The 21,689-nt window shown below is 60.1% G+C and carries 20 protein-coding genes; 11 read left to right on the forward strand and 9 right to left on the reverse strand.

Annotated elements, in window-relative coordinates; genetic code table 11:
* The first annotated feature begins 49 nt into the window (after positions 1-49).
* Positions 50-814, forward strand: coding sequence for a tetratricopeptide repeat protein (locus tag OKB87_RS21345; protein ID WP_202004892.1), 765 nt, complete (start codon positions 50-52; stop codon positions 812-814).
* 126 nt (positions 815-940) lie between these two features.
* Here OKB87_RS21345 and OKB87_RS21350 read toward each other — a convergent pair whose 3' ends face one another.
* Positions 941-1,339: a VOC family protein gene (locus tag OKB87_RS21350; RefSeq protein WP_045525783.1), complete on the reverse strand. Its 399-nt coding sequence runs from the start codon at positions 1,337-1,339 to the stop codon at positions 941-943.
* Positions 1,340-1,414: 75 nt separating this feature from the next.
* Here OKB87_RS21350 and OKB87_RS21355 point away from each other — a divergent pair, with 75 nt between their 5' ends.
* From OKB87_RS21355 to OKB87_RS21365, 3 genes are all read left to right on the forward strand, one after another.
* Entirely contained in the window at positions 1,415-2,335 is a 921-nt protein-coding gene (locus tag OKB87_RS21355; RefSeq protein ID WP_270828471.1) for a helix-turn-helix transcriptional regulator, read from the forward strand.
* 188 nt (positions 2,336-2,523) lie between these two features.
* On the forward strand, positions 2,524-3,525 hold the full coding sequence (locus OKB87_RS21360) for a sensor domain-containing diguanylate cyclase (RefSeq protein ID WP_270828472.1): 1,002 nt from the start codon (positions 2,524-2,526) through the stop codon (positions 3,523-3,525).
* 143 nt (positions 3,526-3,668) lie between these two features.
* Entirely contained in the window at positions 3,669-4,088 is a 420-nt protein-coding gene (locus OKB87_RS21365; protein WP_016352223.1) for a hypothetical protein, read from the forward strand.
* A gap of 58 nt (positions 4,089-4,146) precedes the next feature.
* On the opposite strand, the gene OKB87_RS21370 is transcribed toward OKB87_RS21365, so the two are convergent.
* Complete coding sequence (locus OKB87_RS21370) at positions 4,147-4,497, reverse strand: hypothetical protein (protein WP_011707650.1); 351 nt, start codon at positions 4,495-4,497, stop codon at positions 4,147-4,149.
* Positions 4,498-4,716: 219 nt separating this feature from the next.
* Entirely contained in the window at positions 4,717-5,043 is a 327-nt protein-coding gene (locus OKB87_RS21375) for a hypothetical protein (RefSeq protein ID WP_011707649.1), read from the reverse strand.
* A gap of 442 nt (positions 5,044-5,485) precedes the next feature.
* On the opposite strand from OKB87_RS21375, the gene OKB87_RS21380 reads away from it, so the two are divergent.
* From OKB87_RS21380 to OKB87_RS21390, 3 genes are all read left to right on the forward strand, one after another.
* Complete coding sequence (locus tag OKB87_RS21380; protein ID WP_270828473.1) at positions 5,486-6,208, forward strand: response regulator; 723 nt, start codon at positions 5,486-5,488, stop codon at positions 6,206-6,208.
* A gap of 4 nt (positions 6,209-6,212) precedes the next feature.
* Positions 6,213-7,604 (forward strand): ATP-binding protein, encoded by a 1,392-nt coding sequence (locus OKB87_RS21385; RefSeq protein ID WP_270828474.1) that lies wholly within the window; start codon positions 6,213-6,215, stop codon positions 7,602-7,604.
* 102 nt (positions 7,605-7,706) lie between these two features.
* Positions 7,707-9,194 carry a transporter substrate-binding domain-containing diguanylate cyclase gene (locus OKB87_RS21390; protein ID WP_270828475.1) on the forward strand — a complete coding sequence of 496 codons (1,488 nt, stop codon included), beginning with the start codon at positions 7,707-7,709 and terminating at the stop codon, positions 9,192-9,194.
* Between the two features lie 34 nt (positions 9,195-9,228).
* Here the strand turns inward: OKB87_RS21390 and OKB87_RS21395 are convergent, their stop codons facing one another.
* The 4 genes from OKB87_RS21395 to OKB87_RS21410 all read right to left on the reverse strand — a co-directional run bounded on the left by OKB87_RS21395 (position 9,229) and on the right by OKB87_RS21410 (position 13,510).
* The gene (locus OKB87_RS21395; protein ID WP_270828485.1) at positions 9,229-11,175 is read right to left on the reverse strand and encodes a ligand-gated channel protein; all 1,947 of its coding nucleotides are present in this window, start codon (positions 11,173-11,175) and stop codon (positions 9,229-9,231) included.
* A gap of 409 nt (positions 11,176-11,584) precedes the next feature.
* A complete protein-coding gene (cspE, locus tag OKB87_RS21400; RefSeq protein WP_011707644.1) occupies positions 11,585-11,797 on the reverse strand; it encodes a transcription antiterminator/RNA stability regulator CspE in 213 nt (70 codons plus the stop codon).
* Positions 11,798-12,197: 400 nt separating this feature from the next.
* The gene (locus OKB87_RS21405; protein WP_024946369.1) at positions 12,198-12,482 is read right to left on the reverse strand and encodes a DUF3811 domain-containing protein; all 285 of its coding nucleotides are present in this window, start codon (positions 12,480-12,482) and stop codon (positions 12,198-12,200) included.
* 149 nt (positions 12,483-12,631) lie between these two features.
* Positions 12,632-13,510 (reverse strand): cation diffusion facilitator family transporter, encoded by an 879-nt coding sequence (locus OKB87_RS21410; RefSeq protein WP_029302577.1) that lies wholly within the window; start codon positions 13,508-13,510, stop codon positions 12,632-12,634.
* A gap of 453 nt (positions 13,511-13,963) precedes the next feature.
* Here OKB87_RS21410 and OKB87_RS21415 point away from each other — a divergent pair, with 453 nt between their 5' ends.
* Positions 13,964-14,086, forward strand: coding sequence for a hypothetical protein (locus OKB87_RS21415; protein WP_011707641.1), 123 nt, complete (start codon positions 13,964-13,966; stop codon positions 14,084-14,086).
* A gap of 80 nt (positions 14,087-14,166) precedes the next feature.
* Here OKB87_RS21415 and OKB87_RS21420 read toward each other — a convergent pair whose 3' ends face one another.
* The gene (locus OKB87_RS21420; protein ID WP_011707640.1) at positions 14,167-14,925 is read right to left on the reverse strand and encodes a substrate-binding periplasmic protein; all 759 of its coding nucleotides are present in this window, start codon (positions 14,923-14,925) and stop codon (positions 14,167-14,169) included.
* A 167-nt stretch (positions 14,926-15,092) separates the two neighbouring features.
* Positions 15,093-15,671: a single-stranded DNA-binding protein gene (locus OKB87_RS21425; protein ID WP_011707639.1), complete on the reverse strand. Its 579-nt coding sequence runs from the start codon at positions 15,669-15,671 to the stop codon at positions 15,093-15,095.
* A gap of 524 nt (positions 15,672-16,195) precedes the next feature.
* On the opposite strand from OKB87_RS21425, the gene OKB87_RS21430 reads away from it, so the two are divergent.
* From OKB87_RS21430 to OKB87_RS21440, 3 genes are all read left to right on the forward strand, one after another.
* Positions 16,196-16,855 (forward strand): LuxR C-terminal-related transcriptional regulator, encoded by a 660-nt coding sequence (locus OKB87_RS21430; protein ID WP_270828486.1) that lies wholly within the window; start codon positions 16,196-16,198, stop codon positions 16,853-16,855.
* A 95-nt stretch (positions 16,856-16,950) separates the two neighbouring features.
* Positions 16,951-19,779 carry an excinuclease ABC subunit UvrA gene (gene uvrA / locus OKB87_RS21435; RefSeq protein WP_270828476.1) on the forward strand — a complete coding sequence of 943 codons (2,829 nt, stop codon included), beginning with the start codon at positions 16,951-16,953 and terminating at the stop codon, positions 19,777-19,779.
* 140 nt (positions 19,780-19,919) lie between these two features.
* Positions 19,920-21,605, forward strand: coding sequence for a diguanylate cyclase (locus OKB87_RS21440; RefSeq protein WP_270828477.1), 1,686 nt, complete (start codon positions 19,920-19,922; stop codon positions 21,603-21,605).
* Positions 21,606-21,689: the final 84 nt, after the last annotated feature.

A 21,689-nucleotide genomic window follows, 5' to 3' on the forward strand; every position in this document is an offset into this window, starting at 1 on the left:
TTGATTGCTATCAACCGCTAAAGAGATTATGACAATTATGAGATATAGTTTGAAAGTAGCCCTAATTTTGATAGGGCTTATAGCTTGTGTTGATTTTATTGAGTATGCGAATGCAGTTGGACAAAATATGGATATTGAAAAAAAGATGTGTGTAAAACTGCCAGAGGTTATAAAAAAAGGTAATGAATCATACAAGGCAGGGGAATATGCCAAAGCAAGAGATTATTTTACTGAGCAAGTCTCATTAAGTGAGGGGTGTGGATATGTCTATGGTAAGCCAGATCAAACTGCGACTATTACGGCATATAACAATGTTGCACTTTCCTATATAAAACAAGGGGAAAAGCTTAAGGCTCTGGCATGGTTGTCATTAGCCCCGAATGATAAGAAATCTAAATTCAACTACGGTTTGCTTAAAAGTATGCCTGCCCCCGTTGGTCCTGATATGGTCGGAACCTATTGGCAGTATGCTGGTTTCGGAAGTTGGAATGTAGCCTCTGTAGAAAAGCAAGGTAATGACTACTTGATATCCTTGAATTTGCTCTATTTTGGGTTAATGGGACTGGCTTATGGTCCCAATATTGGGGATATCTCTCAAGTTGTGACTATGAAGGATGATAAGGGACTGATAAAACTAACTGGTGAGGAGGGTAATTGTGAGATTTCGATAAAATTTATAGATAAAGATAATGGTATGCTGAAGCTTGATACAAATCCTGAAAGAAAAGAGTGTGGTTTTGGCCACAATGTATACGCGTATGGTGATTTTATTCGAGTGTCTGGCAAGCCTACACCATTTGATATCGGTTACTAAAGTCGAGTAATCGAAAGATCGTGCATTACTCACTTCCAAACCTCCCCATTGCCAACGTTATATCCTCAATGCTGAATGATCCCCTCTCCCTTTGGAAGAGGGCAGGGTGAGGGGAGCATTCAGGTATTAGATGGTCAGCTCCAGCCGGTTGCCTTCCGGGTCGAGAAAGGTGCTCTCGTAATAGCCGTCGCCGGTCCAGCGGGGGCCGTCCAGGTGTTTGACCTCGGCACCCTTGAGCAGCTTGAGGCGGGCGGTCATCTTGTCCACCTCCTCCACGCTGCCGAGGGAGAAGGCGATATGGGCCAGCCCCTGCAACGGGTGTGGCAGGTGCAGATCTGCCGGAAACAGGATGGGGGTGTGCATCAGCTCCATGCTGGCGCCCCCTTCGAAGCGCACGAAGTAGGAGCTGAATTGTTTGCTCGGGTTGTGGTAGCGCTCATTGGCCTGCCCGCCAAACAGGGTGCAGTAGAATGCCTTGAGTGCCTCCAGATCCTGCGCCCAGATGGCGACATGATGGATATGCATGGCTGGTCTCCTGTGACTTGATGCCCTTAATGCTATGCTGGGGCCTGTCCCTTCGACATGGCTGAGCCCGTCCTGATGATGTCTGAAACTGCCAACACCGATCTTGTCGATGTCTCCCCCGATTGCCGCGAGCAGATCTGTTGTGACAGCCTGCTGCCGGCCCTCGCACAGGAACAGGTCTGGCTGGCGGGCTATTCCCGTCTCAAGACCCGCTACCGCATCGCGCGCCGCTTTGCCGATGTGCACTGCTTTCTGCTGACCCTGGGCGGCGAGGGGGAGGTGCAGGTGGGGGATCGCCGTGAGCGGTTGCAGGTCGGGGAGTGGGCGCTGATCCCGGCCGGGGAGCCGCTCTGCTACCAGCTTAGTGAGCAGTTGAGTGAGCAGGTGAACGAGCCGTTGGATCAGCCGTTGAACGAGGCGGGCGAGTGGGAGCTGGTATGGCTGCTGCTGCACAAGGACTCCCCCTGGGATACCTTCGCCAGCCACCCCCGGCTTGGTTGTACCTCCCAGCAGGCCACCGTGCTGCGCGCGATCGAGAACCTCTATGCGGAGCAGGAGCGTCATCAGGACCCGCTGCTCAGCGCCCTGCTGGTAGAGCAGCTCGGCTTTTACCTGCGTCGCTTGCTGCAAAAGGGGGAGGGGCAGCGGCGTGGCGAGCGGCTGGCGCTGCGCCTCGAATTGCTGCTCAAAGAGGCGCTGACCGAGCCGTGGGACATAGCGCGCATGGCCGGCGCCCTGCACCTCTCCGAACGTCAGCTCTACCGGCTCTGCCAGCAGCACTTTGCGCTGGCCCCCATGGCGTTGCTGCAACGGCTGCGGCTGCAGCGGGCGGCGCTCTTGCTGGCCAGCCGCGCCGACTCGGTGAAGCTGCTGGCCGAGCAGTGCGGCTTCAAGAACGAATACCACTTCTCCACAGCCTTCAAACGCCAGCACGGGCTGGCGCCCAGCCACTATCGCAGCCTGCATCATCCCGCCTTTAAAACCGGACAAGGGTGAAATATTGAGCCACACTGGTTGCTACTGTTATTCAGACGAACCCGATGGCGGCCGATAACCGGAACAAGCGGTGGCGGTTTTCATCGATCAACGGATAGCGGGCTGCGCAGCCGTCTGCCGCTGTCATTTCTCAACATCAGGCTGGAATGCCCTGCACTTTGCGGGGCGGCAAGACAAGGATGGTCTCCATGCTGCAGGACAGCGACACGATCAGGATCTCGGACGTCAGCGAGGCCGTGATACACGGCATTCTGGCGGTGGTGAGCGACGGGATCTGGGACTGGAATGCCAATACCGGCTTCGTCTATCGCAACCCGGGCTGGTATCAGATGCTGGGCTACGAAGCCCACTCCCTGGGCAACAACGTCTTCACCTGGGAGAGCGTGATCCACCCCGACGACATGGATCGGGTGATGGCCAGCTTCGATGCCTACCTGAGCGGCGCCGCCCCCGACTATCGGGTCGAGTATCGCTGCCGCAGCCGCGCTGGCGACTATATCTGGATTGAGGATTGCGGCCGCATCATCGCCCGCAACCCGGATGGGTCGGTGGCCCGGATGATCGGCGCCCATCGCAACATCCACGCCCAGAAGCTGCTGCTGGAGCAGCTGGAGCGGCGCAATCACACTCTGGAGCAGCAGATTGCCGAGCGCACCGCCGAGCTGGTGCGGCTCAACGAGGCGTTGCAGCAGAAGGCGGAGGAGAACCGCCAACTGGCGGAGACCGACGCCCTGACCGGTGCCGCCAGCCGCTACCGGTTGGAGCGGGCCATCCGCCAGGAGTGCGAGCGGGCCAAGCGCTTTCACCAGCCCTTCTCCGTCATCGCCATGGACGTGGATGACTTCAAGCAGATCAACGACAACCACGGCCACCACGCCGGGGATCAGACCCTGATCAACATAGTGGCGCTGGTGCGCAGCCACATCCGCGAAATCGACCTGATTGCCCGCTGGGGCGGCGACGAGTTCATGGTGGTGCTGCCCAATACCGGCCGGCTCGATGGCCGGCTGGTCGCCGACAAGCTGCGGGAGCTGCTGGTGCAGTCGCGGGTCTGCCAGCACTTCGACATCACCATGAGCTTCGGGCTGGCCGAGTACCAGCCGGACGAGCCCATGAGTCAGCTGATGGTGCGGGTGGATCGGGCCCTCTACCAGGCCAAGCTGACGGGCAAGAACCAGATCTGCGAGTAGGTGGATGGCTGGCGAGCCTGCAGCCAGCTGTCGGATTTTTCTCTTTTCCCCCCCGAATGCGTCTTGACCGATCGATCGCCTTGACTCGGATCGAGGGCGCTGGTCTGATGCGCGCTCTTTAATCCCCCGCGAGACATGAAACGATGAAAAAGAGCATCCTGGTTGCCCTGACTGCACTGCCCCTGATGGCCAACGCCGGTCTGATGGATTCCCTGACCGACACAGTGACCAGCAGCGTGACCAGCACTGCCAAAGAGATGGCCGGCACCGCCATGGACAGCGCCTCCAATGAAGCGATCAAGAAGGCGCTGGACATCAAGGAAGGCGGCTCCAACAAGCAGGCCATCAAGGACAAGCTGGGCGCACCGGCCAGCACCAAGACCGAAGCCGGTCTGGAAGTGTGGACCTATGACCTGGGTGCCCTGAACAAGGTTTCTCCCATGCTGGCAGAGACCTCCAAGACCCTGTTCAAGGATGCCGAAGCTGCTCAGAAGAACGTGCTCATCAAGTTCGAAGGCGAGACCGTCAAGACCCTGAATCTGGTCGACAAGACCAAGGCTTGAGTCTGAAAGACGTGCATGAAAAAAGGGGCCCGCGGGCCCCTTTTTGCTGCTTGTCGACTTACTGATGCGCTTCGGCGAACTGCTTCATCGCTTCGGCGTGCTTGGTCATGCCGTCGGCACGCAGGCTCAGGTTTTTCACGAATTCAGCCTTCTTGGCCGGGTCTTCGATCTTGTCGTAACGCTGCTGCAGGTGAGTCTGGATCTGCTCCGGCGTCATGTTCTGCATGCGGGCCATCTTGTCGTGGCGGCCGCCATGGTGCTTGCCGCCCATCATGCCGCTGCCATCCATCGGGCAGTCGGTCATCATGCCGGGCTGTGCGGTGGTGACGGCTTCGCTGGCGGCATAGGCGCCGAGCGGCAGGCCAAGGATCAGGGTGGCGGTCAGCAGGGTCTTGGTCAGTTTTTTCATGGTCTATCTCCTTGCGGATTGAGTTCGGGGTCGGCTTGCTCGCCTTGACCCTAAGTAAACACCAGACTGGTGTCTGAACTTTGCCAGTTGAAGCCTATTTTGTAGCAGAGTGTGACACGGTGACGCTGTACAGTACTTGACCGGGCGCATGCCGGACGGGAAATAAAAATACCCCGTCAGCGTCGCCCGCTGGCGGGGTATTTTTAGGCTGGGGCCGGCTTAGCGCTGGCGACCGCTGCCGACGCTGTAGGGCATGCGATAGCTGCTGCTTTCACCGTCCAGGCTGAGGGTCAGGTCACCCTGGGCCCGCATCGGCAGACGCACCTGCTGCATCCCCTGCAACTCGGCAGGCACCCGCTTGAGCACGTCGCCGGTGGCATTGCGGATCACCAGAGTGGGGTGCGCCTCATTGCTGCTGACGGCATCGTGCCAGTTGACGAACAGCAGGCCGGGGGCGGCACTGACATCGGCGGGCAGGGCGGCCTGGGCCAGGCCGGTGTGGGCCAGGCCAGCCAGCATTAACAGAGTCAGGCTCTTGTTGATCATGATATTGGTCTCCTTGGTATGACTCGCCGCAAGATGGCGGCAGAAAAGTCAGGGTGCGCAGCCGCCACCTGGCGGCCGCACATCATGACGAAGGGGGTTCGGTCGCTCCCTTGGCGTCGCCGCGGCCGGGGGCCCTGTCGGCGGGGGATGTCTGCTGGTGGTCCGGGGGACTCGCCGGTTGGGGTGAGCTACCGCTCGCCTTTCTGGCAAGGGCTTCGCTGGCGGCAAAGGCCAGCAGCAAGGGGGTGGTGAGGGCCAGCATGGCCTGTCTACTCCTGCAACCGATGGGATGGCCACAGTAAACAGCCGGCTTGTGTCTCAACTTTGCCGAACGGGCGCTTTTTTGTAGCAGAGTGTGGCATCTTGCTGATCTGGCACACTTTGACACAAACCGTCCGGCAGATTTTCGTATACTCGTGCCAGCTCTAACAGGAGAGGCCTCATGAACCAAAGCAGCACCCACATTCTGGTGGTCGACGATCACAGCGAGATCCGCGATCTGCTGAAGCGTTTTCTGGAACAGCACGGCCTGCGGGTCAGCTGTGCCCGGGATGGCAAGGAGATGAAGCGGCTGCTGGAGGAGCGGGAGTTCGATCTGCTGGTGCTGGATCTGATGATGCCGGGAGAGGACGGCCTGACCCTTTGTCGCGAGCTGCGGGCCAAGTCCAGCCTGCCCATCATCATGCTCACCGCCATGGGGGAGGAGACCGACCGCATCATAGGGCTGGAGATTGGGGCCGACGACTACCTCGCCAAGCCGTTCAATCCGCGCGAGCTGCTGGCCCGCATCAAGGCGGTGATGCGCCGCACCCAGGTCGAGCCGCAGCCTGCGGCCGAGACCTTGACCCGGGATCTGCGCTTCGATCGCTGGCTGCTCGACATCAACCGGCGCGAGCTGGTAGATGAGGAAGGGGTGGGCCTGAGCCTTTCCACCGCCGAATTCGATCTGCTGCGGGTCTTTCTGGAACGGCCGCAGCGGGTGCTGAGCCGGGATCAACTGCTGGATCTGGCCCGTGGCCGCGAGGCGGTGGCGTTCGACCGGGCCATCGACACCCTGGTGAGCCGGCTGCGGCGCAAGCTGGAGCGGGATCCCAAGAACCCCGAGCTGATCAAGACCATCTGGGGCGGCGGTTACCTGTTCGCCGCCGATGTGACCCAGGTATAAGGCCGTGGGGATCCTCAAGCGTGGCTGGTCGAAACTGTGGCCCAAGGGGCTGACCGGCCAGATCATTCTGGTAGCGCTGGCCGGGCTGGTGTTGATCCAGCTGCTCAGCATCCAGATCTACCGTACGGATCGGGAGGAGGCGCTCGGCTACATCAACAGCCGCAACGCCATGCAGCGCATCGTCTCCGTGGTACGGCTGCTTGCCCTCTCGCCCCCCTCCCTCTATGACGAGATCATCAAGGCGAGTCGCAGCGAGACCCTGCTGCTGCGCATTGCCGACGAGCCGCTGCAACCGGACAACCGCAGCCCCCGCTTCGAGCAGCTGGTGCGCTCCCGACTGGGCTATCCCTCGACCCTGATGGTGGAGATCAGCGCCGAACTCAAGCAGGATGCCCAGCGCAGCCGCGCCTGGCAGCACCACAGCCGGATGATGAAGGATCGCAAGGGGATGCCGCCGCCGCAGGACATGCGGCTGTACGGCTCCATCCAGCTGCCGCGCGGCGGCTGGCTGCAGTTCAGCTCGCTGGTGGACAAAGAATCAGCCAGCTGGTCCTGGCAGACCACCCTCAACCTGATGCTGGTGGCGAGCCTGGTGATCGGCCTGATGATCTGGCTGTTCCGCCGCGCCACCCTGCCGCTAAAGCAACTGGCCGCCAACGCGGACCGGCTCGGCCGTGGCGAGGACATAGAGCCGCTGCGGGAAGAGGGGCCGACCGAGGTGCGCGAATCCATCCAGGCCTTCAACCGCATGCACACCCGGCTCGATCGTTTCGTGCAGGACCGCACCCGGATGCTGGCGGCCATCTCCCACGACTTGCGCACCCCCATCACCAGCCTGCGGCTGCGCACCGAGTTTCTGGACGAGGGGGAGGACAAGGAGCGGATCCAGCAGACCCTGCAGCAGATGGAGCAGATGCTGGCGGCGACCCTCAGCTTCGCCCGGGAGGAGGGGCAGCAAGAGGCGACCCGGGAACTGGATCTGGTCAGCCTGCTGGAGAGCCTGTGCGACGACTATGCCGACACCGGCCAGCCGGTTACCTGCCTGGCGGAAGGCAAGCAGGTCTATGCCTGCCGCGCCAATACCCTGCGCCGGGTGCTGCAAAACCTCATCGGCAACGCCATCAAGTACGCCGACAGCGCCGAGGTGTCGCTGGAGCGTACCGACAGCGAGCTGGTGATCCGGGTCTGCGATCAAGGGCCCGGCATCGATCCGGCCAGGCTGGAGGACGTGTTCAAGCCGTTCGTGCGACTCGACGAGGCCCGCAACACCGAATCCGGCAGCGTGGGGCTGGGGCTCTCCATCGCCCGCACCCTGGTGCACCAGCACGGCGGCGAGCTGACCCTGCACAACCGGGAACAGGGCGGGCTGGAAGCGCGCATCAGCCTGCCGCTGTAAGCGCGGCGGGAGCAGGGCGGGGAGGATGGCGACGAGCCGCCTCCCCGTTTTTATCTTGCACTTATCTGACTGAAATCACGCCTATTTCATACTCGCTCATGCTTGTTCTTCTATGCTGAAGGTGGCGATAATCGATGGCCGCACAGACGGCCAAACAGCAAGGTTGGTGCAGGGATGGCGGGCGATTCTGGTTTTCGGTGGCGGGTCTGGTGCGGGGTGTGGTTGTTGCTCTTGGCACAGGCGTGGCCCGTGCTGGCGAATACGCCGCCCAAGCCGCTCATCGTGACCAACTCCAAGGCCTGGCAGCCCTTCTCCTACCTCAATGAAGAGGGGGAGCCTGATGGCCTGCTGATCGATCTGTGGCGCGAATATGGCAGGGTCACCGGTCGCCCGATCCAGTTCAAGCTGGTGGACTGGCAGGCCTCGCTGGACCTGGTTCGCAACGGCCAGGCCGATGTCCATGGCGGCCTGCTCTGGTCGCCGGAGCGCAATCTGGTCTACGACTACGGTCAGGCCCTCTCCCATGTCGACTCCCAGCTCTTCTTCGCCAACTCCCTGCGCGGATCGGACGTGAACTACTACCTGCAGCATGAGAGCGTGGGGGTGGTGACGGGGGGCTACGAGGAGTACTACGCCCGCAAGCACTTCCCCACCACGCGCCTGCGTACCTTCGATGACAACGATGCCATGCTGCGCGCGGCCTTCAGCGGCGAGCTGGATGCCTTCATCGCCGATCTGCAGGTGGCCAATTTCTACATCTACACCTCGGCGGATCCCACCCGCTTCATCCCGGTGCGCCACCTCTACAGCGACGAGATCCGCTTCGCTGTCGCCAAGGGCAACCAGGCGCTGCAGCAGGAGCTGGAGCAGGGCTTCTCCCGCATCGGCGAGGCGGATCGGGAGCGGATCGTCCGCAAGTGGATGCACATCGAGACCGTCTACCCGGTCCACCTCTGGCCCTGGCTGCTGGCCATCGGCGGCCTGGTGCTGATGGCCTACATCATCCAGTTGCGGCGGGCGGTGGCGAGCCGCACCGCCGAGCTTATCCAGGCCAACACCAGGCTGGAGCGCCTTGCCGGCACTGACTCCATGACCGGCATCCTCAACCGGCGGGCCTTTTTGCCGCTGCTGGAGCAGCGGCTGGCCAGCGGTCAGGCCTCGGGCCTGCTGCTGTTCGACCTCGATCGCTTCAAGGGGATCAACGATCACTTCGGCCACGGGGTCGGGGACGAGGTGTTGTCGGCCATGGTGGCGCAGGTACAGCGGGTGCTGCCCGCCAGCGCCCTGTTTGCCCGCATCGGTGGGGAGGAGTTTTGCATCAGCCTGCTGGTGGCGGACATGGCGACGCTGCAGCAGTGGACCGCCCGGATCGGGCGGGAGGTCAATAGCCACAAGTTGCCAACCAGCGCCGGAGCGCTCGGCATCTCCATCAGCACGGGGGCGGTGTGGGTGCCGGCAGGAGGCGGGGCGGAAGGTCGACGGGTGTTGTTGCAGGCGGATCAGCTGATGTATGGCGCCAAATCGCAGGGGCGCAACACCTGGCAGGCGGCCAGCTACGTGAAAGAGGCGGCTGGCGAGGCGGGGAAATAAAAAACCGCCGCCCAGAGCGGGCGGCGGCGGGTCATCAGAAGTTGTAGGTCATGCCCAGGGTGTAGCGACGGCCATCCAGCACGGTACCGAAGCTGGTGTAATCCACCGTCTTGTCGAACAGGTTGTAGACACCGGCGGTGACATCCAGGTGTTCGTTGGCCTTGTAGAGCAGACCGGTGTCGAAGAAGGTGTAGGAGGGGGTGCCCTCGGCCATCTTGACCCGGCTCAGGTAATCGGAGGTCTTGCTGCGGAAGTTGACCCGTGACCAGAGGCTGACGGTCTCGGTGGTCTGCCAGTCGACCGTGGTGTTGAACATGTGGCGCGGCATCTGGTTCAGCGGCTTGCCTTCCATCGCCCCACTCTTCTGTTCGGACTGGGTGAAGGTGTAGCTGGAGGCCAGCGACCAGGCGTCGTTGATGGTCCAGTTGGCCGTGCCTTCCACCCCGCGCATGTTCGCCTTGTCGACGTTGATGCGGTCGCTGATGAAGTCATAGGTGTGACCGTTCAGGGTGCAGGAGGGATCGTTCTTGCTGGTGCAGCGGCGGATCTCGGAGATCTTGTCTTCGAAGTCGGTATTGAACAGGGTCAGCCCGGTGTTCAAGCCTTGCTGACCATCCCACAGCAGGGCGATCTCCTGGCTCACGCTGGTTTCCGGTTTCAGTTCCGGGCTGCCGACCAACATGCCGTCCTGAGTGCCGCCACCGGTGGCCTGACCCCAGTTGGCGGCCGACATGCGCAGATCCGGTGAACGATAGCCGGTGGAGACGCCCCCTTTCAGCGTCCAGGAGTCGGCCAGGTGCCAGACCCCGTACAGACGCGGGCTCCAATGGGTGCCGTAGTTCTGGTCCTGATCCATCCGCACGCCGCCGGTCAGGGCGAAGGTGTCGGTCAGCGACCACTCATCTTCCACGAACATGGCCCAGCTCCAGCGGGTCAGCTGATTGGCGCGGTTGGCCACGTTGAGCTGGTTGCCCTGATCCTGGAGATCCTCGTAGCGGTACTGGCCACCCACGCTCAGATAGTGCTCCCCCAGTTCAAACTGGGTGTGAGTATCGGCGATGGTGTTGATGAGCTTCATCTGGCGGCCGGGGTTGGTGTTCTCTTCCCGCTGCAGGTAGCTGGTGGAGGAGCCGAAGTCATAGCGGCCGTCGTGGGTGATGGCGAAGTTGGTGCGCTCGTAGGTGCTCAGGCTGGGTTTTGACTTGGCCGAGAGAGATTCGCCCGGCGTGCGGTTGCGATCCTGCAGGCCGCGACTGGCCTCGAAATCGAAGCGGTTGTGCTCGTCCGGGGTCAGGCTGAAGACGGCCGTACCGCTGCGCATCTCCTGCTCGGCGAAACCGTTCTGGAACTGATCCTCGCCACGGTGGGAGAGCTGGCCGTTCACTCGCATCCCCAGCAGTCCATCCACCAGGGCGCCGGCGGTATAGGCGTTGGTCTGGAAGATGTCGCCGGACTCCTTGTTCTCCTGGAAGGTCGAATCGGCATGCAGCGAGCCCTGCCAGGCCGTCATGCTGGCGGTCTTGCGGGTGATGACGTTGATGACGCCGCCCATGGCGTCAGAGCCGTAGCGGGAGGACATGGGGCCGCGCACCACTTCGATCCGCTCGATCGCCTGCAGCGGTGGCAGCCAGCCCTGCTCGATGCCGGGGCCGTCGCTGTTGGGACGGGTGCCACGGCTGTCGACTCGTTTGCCGTCGACCAGCATCAGCGTGTACTTGGAGCCCATGCCACGAATGCTGATATCGCTGCTGCTGCCACCGCCGGTGATCACTACCCCGGGCACATCCTTGAGGGCGTCGGTCACGTCGCGATAGGCGCGTTTCTCCAATTGCTCGCGGGTCACCACCGAGATGGAGGCGGCGGTATCCTCGATCTTCTGCTGGAAGCCGGAGGCGGTCACGACCATGACCTCCTGCTCGGCGGCATAGGCGTGTGATGCGAGGGCGGCGAGAATGAGCGTGGTCAGCTTGTTGCGGTGCATTGTTATCATGTTGGCCTGAACTCTTTTAGTAAGAAGATGCATTCATCCTTTGGGTGAATCGATGGGGCGGTCTCATCGCATCCCGCGTGAAACCAGGACCAGAAAAGGTTCAATTGGATAATCACCAAGTCGGTCGGCAGGCATTGTAGTGATCACTGGATGATGTGTAAATGATAATTAATCTCATTAATATTGTGCGGTTATCCTCTCACCAGCAGATACGGGATGAGGAGCATGTGTGGCGCGGTGACGGGAAGCGGGGGCGGGACAGTGAGAAGGTTGAGAGGGTCGGCAGAGGGGGGAATGGCAAATGGCAGACAACAAAAAACCCGCCGAAGCGGGTTTTTTCAATTCTTGCAGCGGATCGTACCAGCCGGCATGAGCAGGCGGACCGGATCCCCGGCTTGAATTACAGAGCTACTACGTTAGCAGCAGCCGGGCCTTTCTGGCCTTGCTCGATGGTGAACTCAACGCGCTGACCTTCGTCCAGGGTCTTGAAGCCCGGGGTCTGGATGGCGGAGAAGTGAACGAACACGTCTTTGCTGCCGTCGGTCGGGGAGATGAAGCCAAAACCTTTCTCGGCGTTGAAGAACTTGACGGTACCAGTCATTTTGTTGGACATGATAATTTCCTTAAATAGTGTTTAAAGTGCCAAATGGCAATCTATGATTTTTCGTCAGCAATACGTATGGGGAGCACTAAAGAAGGAGAATTATTTGATAAGAAGAATCATGGATAATTCTTATACTAATCGCTGCTTTACTAAAATGACTGCCTAACATAACCAGGTCTGAACTACCGAACCATCGCAAAAGATTAAAACATGCCCATTTTCTTAAAGCAAATTTTATCTCGCTGCGAGTGGTCGGATATCGACGCAGCTACTCCCGGTGTGGGTGTCTGCAGCGCAGGATCCTGCGGCGTTGCATGTCGCCGGACACACCATGGCAGAGAGGCTGTTCTCCGCCATGGTGTGAGTTGGCTGGTTGAGGTAGGGGGCGCTTGGGCGAGAGGATTGGCCGTCAGCGTTTGCTGCGAAACTTGTTGCTGACGGAATCCACCCAGCTGAATGTCTCTGGCAACACCTGCTTGCTGGCTCGCTCCTTGGCCTTTTCCCGTGCCAGTTTGGCGGCCACTTTGGCGGCGGCAGCACGGTCTGCGACTATCTTGAGTCTACCTTCCTCGCGGATGCGGTTGCGCTCGGCATTGCTCAGTTGGTGATCTGCATTGGCCTGTGCTTTTTGGAGCAGCAGGGTGATCTCGGCCTTTTCGGCGTCGGTGAGGTCCTTCATTTCCAACTTTTTCACGGCGTGCTCCTGATGGCGGGAATAGTCCACCCTACCACACCTGCCGGCCGTTTATTGCACAATCGACGCCGTTTTCGAATACCGTTCCACCGGATGGCCGTTGTCGAAGGGAATGGCCTGCAGCATTCCCCTCGCACGGCTCAGCGCCGTTACCCATGCCCGCTTGGTTCAACATGGATCAGCACAACGGCGTGGGGGAGGTGTCGCATGATGCCCTGCTCTATCCGATCGCAGATGGCGTGGGAGTGTTCGATGCTCATCTCTTTTGGCAAGGTCAGGTGGAAGTCGATGTGACGACGGCGTCCGGCCTGACGGCTGCGCAGATCATGAAAGCCGCCATGCTCCGGGCAGCACTCCTCGATCACTTGGGTGGTGATGGCCAGCTCTTCCTCGTTCATGCTGTGGTCCAGCAGGGGTTGGAAGGCCTGCTTCAGCATGGCGATCGCCTCCTTGAGGATGAACAGGGCGACACAGATGGCAACAATGGGATCAAGCAGATAGAGGTTGTAGCCCAGTCTGGCGGCGATCCAGATACCGAGCAGGCCGACGGCGACCCCGAGCGAGGTCAGTACGTCTGCCTTCAGATGCAGCGCATCGGCGGCCAGGGCCACAGACTCTTCCTCCTTGGCCACCCGGTAGAGGTAGGCGGAGACGCCGCTGTTGACCAGTGCCGAAAACAGCATGACCAGCACACCGAGACCGACCCCCTCGATCGGGGTTGGCGTGATCAATTTGCCGACGGCCTCGAATATTATCCAGCCGGCAGCCAGCAGGATCAGCAGCGCTTCGATCACGCCGGAGACGTTTTCAATTTTGTCATGACCGTAGGGGTGGCGTTGGTCGGGGGGAATATCCGATTTGCGTACGGCCACCAGCGCGATCAATGCCGCCACCAGGTCCATGGCCGAGTGAATGGCCTCGGAAATAATACTGACGGATCCGCTCAGTATGCCGGCAAATATCTTCATGATAATCAAGGTGATATTGGAGCAAACTGAGACCAAGGCCGCTCTGGTTTTTCTGGTCATGGGACGTCCTTATTCTCGCTGGAATATTTTCACAAATAGGGCTGGATAATATCAGCTTGTCCAGGGAGGCGCTGCTTTGGGTTGTAACTTTTTGTTTCTGGCGATAGTGAGAATGCTTATCTAAATTATCTCTCATTATTTAAAGAGAATTCATTTTGGTATTCAGTGGTTTATTTCACATCATTATGAAATAAATCTGTTTGGCGTTATTTTATAAGGAATAAATCGCTTCTCCGGCCGTTCATTCCCCAGCCGGATCGGGTCAGCGGAAGCGGGTGAACACCTGCTGCCACTGGGTGATGGGATGAGGGTGGATTCTTGCGCAAGATTAGGGGTATGCTGGACTGAGTGCGATCGCAGGATCGTCACTGAAAGCGTACTGTAGTCTACGATTCGGATGGCATGCTGGAACCTGGGTTCCAACTGTCTGGGTAACATTTTTGGAGTTTGATGATGAGTAACAAAGAACATCACAACGGCAAAGATGCCAAGAAAAAACCGCAGATGTCACTGAAAGAGAAGCGCGAAGCCAAACGTCAGAAAGCAGATCTGAAAAATGGCGGCGCGATGAAGTAACGCTCCCCATGCTGTAGTTCCTTTGGAGCCAGTAACAAAAAGCCAGCCTTTTCGGGCTGGCTTTTATGTTTTCAGGAGGCTCAGGGCGTGGCCCCGTAGCGGGCAAATATGCGCTGATAACGGCCATCGGCCCGCATGGCATCGAGCCGGCGATCGAACCAGCGCTGCTGCGCCGCCTGGCGAAAGGCAAAATGGTAGTGAGTCGGCGCAAACAGATCGTATTGCCGGACCCGGCCAGGAGCATAGAGCTCGGCACCATATTTGCTGTTGGCCAACTGTGCCAGATAGTAATAGAACACCCGCTGCTCCAGGATCACCGCATCCACCCGCCCCAGCATCAACCTGTGCACCTGCCCCTGCTGTTTGGCGACCTCCTCGTAACGGGGATTCTGGTCAGCCATGCTGGCAAAGGCACCTCCCAGCACCTGACGGGCACGCTGGAAGGCACTCACCCTCAGTGTCTTCATGTCGTCCAGAGTGCTGATGTGGGTTTTGTTGAGGGTGAACACCCGATTGTGGAAAGCGATCACCGGCTGCGACAGGAAGACGTCGTGCAACATGCCGGGTTTGACGTTGATGATGGCATCGAGCTTGCCGGACTCCAGCATGCGGAAGGTGCGCTCCAGCGGCAGATATTCGAATTGAGGCTCATAGCCGCTGTCCCGAAAGGCCTCTCTCATCAGGTCGAGCTCGATCCCGCGACCCTCTTCTTCGATCACATAGGGCGGGATGGCGAAGCTGACCCCCACTCGCAATGGCTCGCCTGCCAGCAGCAAGGATGGCAGCAACAGGGTGGCGCAAGCCGCCACGCACAACAAGATTCGATACCAAGACCCCATGCGTTCTCTCTGGCAACTGGATTGCCCCGATCATAATCCCAAGGCGAATGATATGGGGACGTATGGCTGGCAAGACCGGCCAGGAGGCCGGATTGCGCGCCACGTCTGCGTCAATAACAGGCAAAAAAAGGCCCTGCATGAACAGGGCCTCCGGGATCTGACGTTGCTTAGAACGGAATGTCGTCGTCGAAGTCCATCGGCGGCTCATTGTACACCGGCGGTGCAGACTGTGGCTGCTGGGCCGGACGAGCGTAGCCGCCCTGCTGCTGCATGTTCTGCTGCGGAGCCTGGGCAGGACGCGCCTGGTTCATCGGCTGCTGGGACTGCATGCCCTGCTGCTGACCCCAGTTGCCCTGAGACTGGCCACCCATGCCTTGGCCGGCGCCGCCTTGCGGACGGCCACCCAGCATCTGCATCACGCCGCTGAAGCCATCGACCAGCACTTCAGTGGTGTAACGCTCCTGGCCGCTTTGATCCTGCCATTTGCGGGTCTGCAGCTTGCCTTCAACATAGACTTGGGAGCCTTTCTTCAGGTACTCGCCAGCCACTTCGGCCAGCTTGCCCATGAAAACAACGCGGTGCCACTCGGTACGCTCTTTCTGCTCACCGGTCTGCTTGTCGCGCCAGGTGTCGGAGGTGGCCAGGGTGATATTGGTCACGGCACCGCCGCTCGGCATGTAGCGCACTTCCGGGTCTTGTCCCAGGTTACCGATCAGAATGACTTTATTGATGCCTCGACTGGCCATAATCTCTCTTCCACCCTTTATATACCGGCCGGGCCATATGCCCGGGCCAATTCAACATATCGTTTGTTTTCTGTGAGATAGGCGACGCTGCTGGGCGGCCCCGCCACTCATGTGATGACTGTGCCCGGTTCAGCGCGCCAGTTGGCCGCCTCCCCGTTTTCAGATTTTGCCCGCAATAGTAACAGTTGGGGAGAAAGAGCGCACATCTTCCTGACGCTCCATCCCGTGTCCGCCGAATGAAGGATTAACTTACACGAGGCCGCCCTTGGCCAGCAAGTGAGCAGCAACGGGGAGTCATATCATCGAACGGTCGAGGCGAGAAGTGGGGCCGAAGGCCGGTGTGACAGCCCCTGTCTAGCCAGGGGCCAGTATTTCACCCAAATGGGGGGGGCTCGGCTAGTTATTTGTATTGCTTGGAAAATTGGTGAGTTTCAAAGGAGGCGCATCGGTGTCTAATACTTTTTTAATGCTGCAGCCTGCGGGGGGCTTGGTACTCTCTGCTGCCGAAAAACACCATGGCCGGAATGTTCAAGGACCAGCGCTTCATGATCACCCCATATCCCATCGTATTGGTAACCGAAGACAATGCGCAGGCGACCAGCTTTCAGAGCTACCTGGCCGAACAGCTGGCTCTGCCCATCCTGCTGGTGAGTGCACTGGAAGCCCTGCCTCAAGCGGATGAACTCGAGCCGCATCCGTTGTTTCTGGTGGATCTGGATTACCTCAAGTCGAGCCTGCAAACGGGGTGGCCACGGGAGATCTCCAGCCGCTTCGGGGAAGCCAATACCGTGCTGCTCAATGCCCCCACCAGTACGGATCGGGAGTTGCTGCTGATGTGGCCCCATACCAGCGGGCTCTTCTTCTGTCAGGATCCGCTGGATCGGCTGGTGCTCGGCATTCGCAAGGTGCTGGAAGGGGAGTACTGGATCCCGCGTCATCTGCTGTGCGATCTGGTCAACTACTACCGCAAGGGCGGGGAACACCACCTGCGCAACCAGACGCTGCTGACCGTGCGCGAGCAGGAGATCATCCGCTACCTGATGACGGGGGCCTCCAATACCGAGATCGCCGACAGCCTGTTTGTGAGCGAGCACACCATCAAGTCCCACCTCTACAATGTCTTCAAGAAATTGAACGTGAAGAACCGCCTGCAGGCGGTGAGCTGGGCCAAGGAGTATCTCTGAAATCGATGGGAATGATGGATAAAACCTGTCTATTCATCCAGTAGTCTCTATGCCATACTGACTCGCTCAGGTTTCCGTATCGAGCGTGCAACAAGATGGAAAAGATCGTGGTCCGGGGTGCTCGCACCCACAACCTCAAGAACATCAATCTGACCCTGCCCCGCGACAAGCTGATCGTGGTCACCGGCCTCTCCGGTTCGGGCAAATCCTCTCTGGCGTTCGATACCCTCTATGCCGAGGGGCAGCGCCGCTATGTGGAGTCCCTCTCCGCCTATGCCCGCCAGTTCCTCTCCCTGATGGAGAAGCCGGACGTCGACCATATCGAGGGGCTCTCGCCCGCTATTTCCATCGAGCAGAAGTCCACTTCCCACAACCCGCGCTCGACCGTCGGTACCATCACCGAAATCTACGACTACCTGCGTCTGCTGTTTGCCCGGGTCGGTGAGCCGCGTTGCCCGACCCACGCCATTCCGCTCGCCGCCCAGACCATCAGCCAGATGGTGGATCAGGTGCTGGCCCAGCCTGAGGGGAGCAAGCTGATGCTGCTGGCCCCGGTGGTGCGCGATCGCAAGGGGGAACACACCAAGCTGCTGGAGAATCTGGCGGCTCAGGGCTACATCCGTGCCCGCATCGATGGCGAGGTGTGCGATCTATCGGACCCTCCGACTCTGGAGTTGCACAAGAAGCACACCATCGAGGTGGTGGTGGACCGCTTCAAGGTGCGCGATGACCTTGCCTTGCGTTTAGCCGAGTCGTTCGAGACGGCGCTGACCCTCTCCGGTGGCATTGTGCTGGTGGTGCCGATGGATGGCGAGGACGGGGTTGCCCCCATGACCTTCTCCGCCAACTTCGCCTGCCCGGAGTGCGGCTACTCCATGTCGGAGCTGGAGCCGCGTATCTTCTCCTTCAACAACCCGGCCGGTGCCTGCCCTACCTGCGACGGCCTCGGGGTGCAGCAATATTTCGATCCGGCCAAGGTGATCGGCGATCCGGCCATCAGCCTGGCCAACGGCGCTATCCGCGGCTGGGACAAGCGCAGCTTCTACTACTTCCAGATGCTCAAATCCCTCTCCGAGCACTACAAGTTCGATCTGGAGACGCCGTGGGAGGATCTGCCGCCGAAGACTCAAGAGGTGATCCTGCGCGGCTCCGGTCGCACCGAGATCGAGTTCCGCTACATGAACGATCGCGGCGATGTGGTGGTGCGCAAGCACCCGTTCGAGGGGATCCTGCACAACATGGAGCGGCGCTACCGGGAGACCGAGTCCAACTCGGTACGTGAAGAGCTCTCCAAATACATTGCCAACAAATCCTGTACCAGTTGCGGGGGCAGTCGACTGCGGGAAGAGGCGCGCCACGTATTCGTCGACAACCGCAACCTGCCGGCCATCGCCGAGCAGTCCATCGGTGATGCGCTCGCCTTCTTCGAAGGGCTGAACCTCACCGGCCAGCGCGCCCAGATCGCCGAGAAGATCTTGAAAGAGATTGTCGAACGGCTCGGCTTCCTGGTTAACGTCGGCCTCAACTACCTGAGCCTGTCGCGCAGTGCCGAGACTCTCTCAGGCGGCGAAGCGCAACGCATTCGACTGGCCAGCCAGATCGGTGCAGGTCTGGTAGGTGTCATGTATGTGCTGGACGAGCCCTCCATCGGCCTGCACCAACGCGACAATGAACGACTGCTCAAGACCCTCACTCACTTGCGCGATCTCGGCAACACAGTGATCGTGGTGGAGCACGACGAGGATGCTATTCGCCTTGCCGACCATGTGCTCGATATCGGCCCGGGGGCGGGCGTGCATGGCGGCGCCATCGTCGCCCAGGGCACGCCGGAGGAGATCATCAAGAATCCCGAGTCGCTGACCGGTGACTACCTCTCCGGTCGCAAGCAGATCGCCATTCCCGGTGAGCGGACTCCGCTCACCGGCAAGTGGTTGAAACTCAAGGGGGCGAGCGGCAACAACCTGCGCAACGTCAACCTGGATCTGCCGATCGGAGTGATGACCTGCGTCACCGGCGTCTCCGGCTCCGGCAAGTCGACCCTGATCAATGACACCCTGTTCCGCATCGCTCACCGCGAGCTCAACAAGGCCACCGAATCCACCCCGGCGCCTTATCGCAGCGTGGAGGGGCTGGAGCACCTGGACAAGGTGGTGGATATCGACCAGAGCCCCATCGGCCGCACCCCGCGCTCCAACCCTGCCACCTACACCGGCCTGTTCACCCCGATCCGCGAGCTGCTCTCCGGCACCCAGGAGGCGCGCTCGCGCGGCTACCAGCCGGGCCGCTTCTCCTTCAACGTGAAGGGAGGGCGCTGCGAGGCGTGCCAAGGGGATGGGGTCATCAAGGTGGAGATGCACTTCCTGCCGGATGTCTACGTGCCGTGCGATGTCTGCAAAGGCAAGCGCTACAACCGCGAGACCTTAGAGGTGAAGTACAAGGGCAAGAACATCCACGAAATCCTCGAGATGACGGTGGAAGATGCCCGCGAGTTCTTCGACCCGGTGCCGGCGGTAGCGCGCAAGCTGCAGACCCTGATGGATGTGGGACTCTCCTATATCCGCCTCGGTCAGTCGGCCACTACCCTGTCGGGCGGTGAGGCGCAGCGGGTCAAGCTGGCGCGCGAGCTCTCCAAGAGGGATACCGGTCAGACTCTCTATATCCTGGATGAGCCGACTACCGGGCTGCACTTCCACGATATCCAGCAGTTGCTCAAGGTGCTGCACCAGCTGCGGGATCGGGGCAACACCATCGTCATCATCGAGCACAATCTGGATGTCATCAAAACCGCCGACTGGATCGTCGATCTGGGTCCGGAGGGGGGCGCCGGCGGCGGTCGCATCCTGGTGACGGGGACGCCGGAGCAGATGAGCCGTTGCGAGGATTCCCATACGGCCCGCTTCCTGGCGCCGCTGCTGGCACGATAATCCGTTTAATAATGTGACAAGGGGCCCTGGGCCCCTTGTTTTTATTGTGGTAATTCAGTGACCTCCAGACGGGCCGATACTCCATACTTGGGGCAAGACCCTTCCCGTTTCGCATTGCCATTCAAAGGATATTGGCGCCCATGGCTCAACCGTCCCGCTCCATCGATCATTTGCTGGCCTACTCCATGTTCCCCGTCTGGGCTGGCGCCATCCTGATGCTGCTCATCGTGATCGCGCTGGCCCAGGTGCCGGCGGCGCAGCGGGTCGAGGAGCGGCGGATGCAGGATCATCTGCAACGGGTGGTCAGGGCCGTGCAGGGCGACATCAATGCCATCAATGCCTTCACCCGGGATTGGGGGATCTGGGATGAGAGCTACCACTTCCTGGCCAGGCCCAATCAGGGCTACATCCACTCCAATCTGCTGGTCGACACCCCGATGCGGGACTTTGAGCTCAACGTGCTGAGTTATATGGATTTACAGGGCTCTGAAATCTGGACTCGCACCCTGCTGCCGGAGGCGCCTGATACGGACACCACCCTGCTTCCCTTCTTTCTGGATGACATCAAGCTGCAACTGCTGCGTGAATCGCGGCAGGGGGGGATCCACAGTCTGAGCGGGGTGAGAGGATCGTTATGGGGGCCGCTCATCTTCTCGCTGCAGCCGGTGACTAATACCCTAGGCGATGCCAAACCCAATGGCTATCTGCTGGCGACCCGTTGGCTGGATGAACGCTATCTGGACGATCTGGCGGCGCGGACCGCGCTCGCCTTGACCATTGCCCAGCCCAGAACTGGCGAGCACCAGGGCTCTTTCAAGCCGTTCAAGCCATACATGAGCTACCGGCTGGTGGATCTGGGGTTGCAGCGTGTCAGGGGGGAGGGGCTGCTGCTGGACAACGACGGCACCCCCGTCTTGACCCTGATTGTGGAAGAGGATCGTGACGTGTTGCGGGGAGCGATGGAGGGGGCGATCTGGACCTTCATCGGCATGCTGCTGATAAGCTTCGCCTGTATTCTGATGGCGCTGGCCCGCTTGCGCGCCATCGTGCTCGGGCCGATCGGCGAGTTGGTGGGGGCGCTGCACAAGTTTGCCGAAAAGCAGGATGTGAGCGTGTTGCCGATCATCGACAGCAGTCAGGAGATGGCGCTGCTCAGTCGCAAGTTCCGGGAGATGGCGGCCAGGATCAGCTTGCACCACAGCGCCTTGCAGGCCTATTCATCCCGGATGGAGACCGCCGCCTATACGGATCCGCTGACCCACGCCTTCAACCGGCGCTACCTCGATGAATGGTTGCTCAATCGCGATGATCTGGCGGCAGGCAGAGTGTTGCTGATCCTGGATCTGGATCACTTCAAGCAGGTCAACGATCGCTTCGGCCACGACATCGGCGATCTGCTGTTATGCCAGTTGGCGGAGTTGCTGCGGGGGGCTCTCGCTGAGGAGGAGCCGCTGATCCGGCTCGGTGGTGAGGAGTTTTTGCTGTTGCTAGTCGGTGATGAGCCGACACGGGTTGCCCAGCGGGTCGAGCGTCTGCGCCGCAAGATTGCCGACTGCCGCTTCGGGCGCGAAGAGTTGCCGCTCTGGATGACGGCTTCACTGGGATTCTGCGATTACCCCCTGCATCGGGAACTGGAGGATTCGTTCTGGAATCTGAGCTTCAAACTGGCGGACATGGCGCTGTACCGGGCCAAGCAGGAGGGCAGGAATCGCTGGCGCGGATACAGCGGGGAGCTGGGGCCGGCGCAGTGGGATTTGAACCCGGAGCAGATTGTGGCGGGGGAGTGGTTGCGGTGTCAGGCGTCTCACACCAGCCAGTCGGCTTAGTGGGTCAGAATTAATAGCGCCATGCCGAGAACGAATCCCAATAAAATAAACAGGAAGGAGCCAATACCCCAGATGGCCGCCAGT

The organism is Aeromonas sp. Y318-1 (genome assembly GCF_027706125.1).
Classification (GTDB): domain Bacteria; phylum Pseudomonadota; class Gammaproteobacteria; order Enterobacterales; family Aeromonadaceae; genus Aeromonas; species Aeromonas hydrophila.